This is a genomic window from Streptomyces sp. NPDC090442 (genome assembly GCF_044769405.1).
Lineage (GTDB): Bacteria > Actinomycetota > Actinomycetes > Streptomycetales > Streptomycetaceae > Streptomyces.
Genome location: NZ_JBIVXW010000260.1, coordinates 1 through 1,376, shown reverse-complemented (window position 1 = coordinate 1,376; position 1,376 = coordinate 1). Strand labels below are relative to the sequence as shown.

The following is a 1,376-nucleotide window of genomic DNA, read 5'->3' as shown; positions in this document are numbered from 1 at the left end:
CGTGCGCCCAGCAGAACAGGAGGTGACACCGTGACGTAGCGGTGTTCTTGCTGTTCGGAAGCTCGTCGTCGCCTGCCGGTGGAAGTCCGGTCCGGGTAGCTGCCAGGAGGCCCGGTAGCAGGCTGGCGGCGTCGGAGGGAAACGTCCGGCGTCGAAGCCCAGCGTCAAAGGCCCTGCAAGGGGGAGCGACGATACGGTCCGTAGCATCACGCGAAGCCTGCGGCGTCGTTACTCAGCCACTCTTTCGGGTGGAACGAGGGAGTGTCGAGCCCTTCGAAATCGGGGCGAAGGCCATGGAAGCGGTGAAGATCCTGGACGGGCAGCCGTGAAGGACTCCCCGGCGTATGGGGCGCGGAACGTATCGAGGGTGGCGGCGGGAACTGGGGAGGCCCTCCCCGGCCCGGTGACCTGCGGATAGACGTCATCGGAAGCGGCGCGTCCTATAACCGGTGACCCCGGGAAGTGGACGCGGGCCGGGTGGGCGTCGGAGGTGGCCGTAGTACCGCTTGAGCCGAGGAGACAACACAACTCCCGGTGAGGGAAGGGCCACTGCTTCGTCGGTGCGTCATGGTGACAAGGAGGGGTCCGGTGAGTGCCCGAACGGCTAGTCCCGCCGTCGAGGGACATACTCCCTCGGACAAGGTCCGCGCCTTGCAGCATGCGCTTTACCGGGCGGCCAAGGCCGATCCCGGACGGCGGTTCCACGCGCTGGGAGACAAGATCCACCGCAGGGATGTGCTCCGGCGCGCGTGGGCCATGGTGCGTGCCAACAACGGCGCACCGGGCATCGACCGCACCACCCTGGCCGGCGTCGAAGAGTACGGCATCGACCGTCTCCTCGGCGAGCTGGCCGACGAGTTGAGGCAGGGGAAGTATCGGCCCCTGCCTGCCCGCCGGGTACTCATCCCCAAGCCGGGGGTGAAGGACGAGCGAAGGCCGCTGTCCATCCCGACGGTTCGTGACCGTGTCGTGCAGGCCGCGATGAAGATCGTGCTCGAGCCGGTCTTCGAGGCCGACATGTTGCCGTGCAGCTTCGGGTTCCGCCCGAAACGTTCGGCGCATGACGCCCTGCAGGTGCTGATCGATGAGCACTATCGGGGCAGGCGGTGGGTGGTGGAGACGGACATCGCCGAGTGTTTCTCGGCGATCCCGCATGAAAAGTTGATGCGTGCGGTCGAAGAGCGCGTCTGCGACCAGTCCGTCCTCAAGCTCTTGCGGCAGATCCTGCGCGCCGGGGTGATGGAGGACGGGCAGGTACGGCGGCCGGTGACCGGGACCCCACAGGGCGGTGTGGTTTCACCGTTGATGTGCAATGTCTATCTGCACCGGCTGGACCGGGCATGGGACGAGCACGACGGGATTCTGGTCCGTTATGC

General features: G+C 66.7%; 1 protein-coding gene. It reads left to right on the top strand.

Translation table 11 applies throughout. The annotated features are described in order from the left end of the window. Positions 1-588: 588 nt before the first annotated feature. A partial coding sequence (locus ACIQU6_RS44885) for a reverse transcriptase domain-containing protein (protein WP_403488529.1) occupies positions 589-1,376 on the top strand: 788 nt, incomplete at its 3' end.